Below are 1,358 nucleotides of genomic sequence, written 5' to 3'. Positions count from 1 at the left end.
GCTTGGAGCCTCACTGCCTTGATGGTCTGCCGCTTCCTGATCGGCGTCGGCGTCGGCGGAGAGGCGCCGGTGGCCCAAGCGATGGTCTCAGAGATCGTGCCAGCCAATGTGCGCGGCAAGTACATCGCTTTCATGGAGGGCTTCTGGGCGATCGGTTACGTGCTGTCGGGGGCGATCAGCTTCTTCGTCCTGCCCTATCTCGGCTGGCGCTGGGCGTTCGCCATCGTGGGTCTACTCTCGATGGTTGTGCTCGTGGTTCGCCGCTCCATGCCGGAGTCACCGCGCTGGCTCGCGGACAATGGTCGCCATGCCGAGGCAGACGCGGTTATGTCTATGATGGAGCGCGAGGTCGAGCGTGCCACTGGTCGTACGCTGCCGCCGGTTGCACCCTCCATCACGGCCGCGGCTTCCACGCCCGTGCCGCACCAGAACCCGATTGCGACGCTGTTCTCGCCCGAGTACCGCCTAAGGACGGTGATGGCCTTCGGGATGTGGTTCTTCGCCCTGATCGGCTTCTTCGGGCTCAACTCCTGGATCGCCGTGCTGCTCAAGGAGCGTGGCTTCTCGATCGTCGGCTCGGTGGGCTTCGTGACCTTGATCACGGTCGGCGGCATCCCGGGCTTCTTCACCGCGGCACTGATGCTGGAGAAGGTCGGACGCAAGGCTACGACGGCGGCGTTCCTGATCTGCGCGGCGGTGGCGGCCTACCTCTACGGCAACGCCGTCGACCAGACCTGGCTATTCGTCACCGGCTTCGTCATGCAGTTCTTCATGTTCGGCATGTGGAGTTGTCTCTACGCCTACACGCCGGAGCTTTATCCGACCCGGGCGCGAGCGACCGGGGCCGGCTTCGCCTCGGCTTTCGGGCGGATCGGCGCCATTCTCGGGCCGATGATCGTGCCGGTGCTGGTGCGGGATTACGGCCCGGCCACGGCCTTTCAGGTCGGCGCGGGTGGTTTTTTGATCGCCGCAATCCTCGTCCTCACGCTAGGCGTAGAGACCCGGGGCAAGGTGCTCGAAGCCGTCTCCCACTGAGGCTCAATTTATCCGGCGCGCCCGAACGTCGCGCGCTGGACCCGCTTCCCTACAACGGAGTCCTAAAATACCCGTCGTAGACATGCGGGGCTTGTCGCAAACCGTGGCGTAGGTAGCAGGAGTGGCCGGTTCAACCGCGGCTTCAGATTTCCTTAACCTTTTGAAGTCCGAAGCAGACCTCGAGCAGCCGGTTCTGCTCCCGGACGGTCCACGCGCCGGTAAAGCCGAAGCCTTTGCGCAGCCACAGCATGGCCTCGAAGCCGCAGATCGTGCGCCGGGTTGTGTGGAACGAACGGAAGCCGCCTACAACGGAAGCCGCCTAC

At 64.4% G+C, this 1,358-nt stretch carries 1 protein-coding gene and 1 pseudogene; one reads left to right on the top strand and one right to left on the bottom strand.

What is annotated here, in order from left to right; genetic code table 11:
- The coding region (locus ACXJL8_RS41155) for an MFS transporter (RefSeq protein ID WP_456687048.1) at positions 1–1,035 on the top strand (1,035 nt) is incomplete at its 5' end.
- A gap of 142 nt (positions 1,036–1,177) precedes the next feature.
- Here the strand turns inward: ACXJL8_RS41155 and ACXJL8_RS41150 are convergent.
- Positions 1,178–1,342, bottom strand: a pseudogene (locus ACXJL8_RS41150) (IS6 family transposase); the annotation flags it as partial.
- Between the last annotated feature and the right edge of the window lie 16 nt (positions 1,343–1,358).

The sequence above is a fragment of the Bradyrhizobium sp. P5_C11_2 genome, from assembly GCF_054049755.1.
This window is presented reverse-complemented; position numbering and strand designations above follow the sequence as displayed.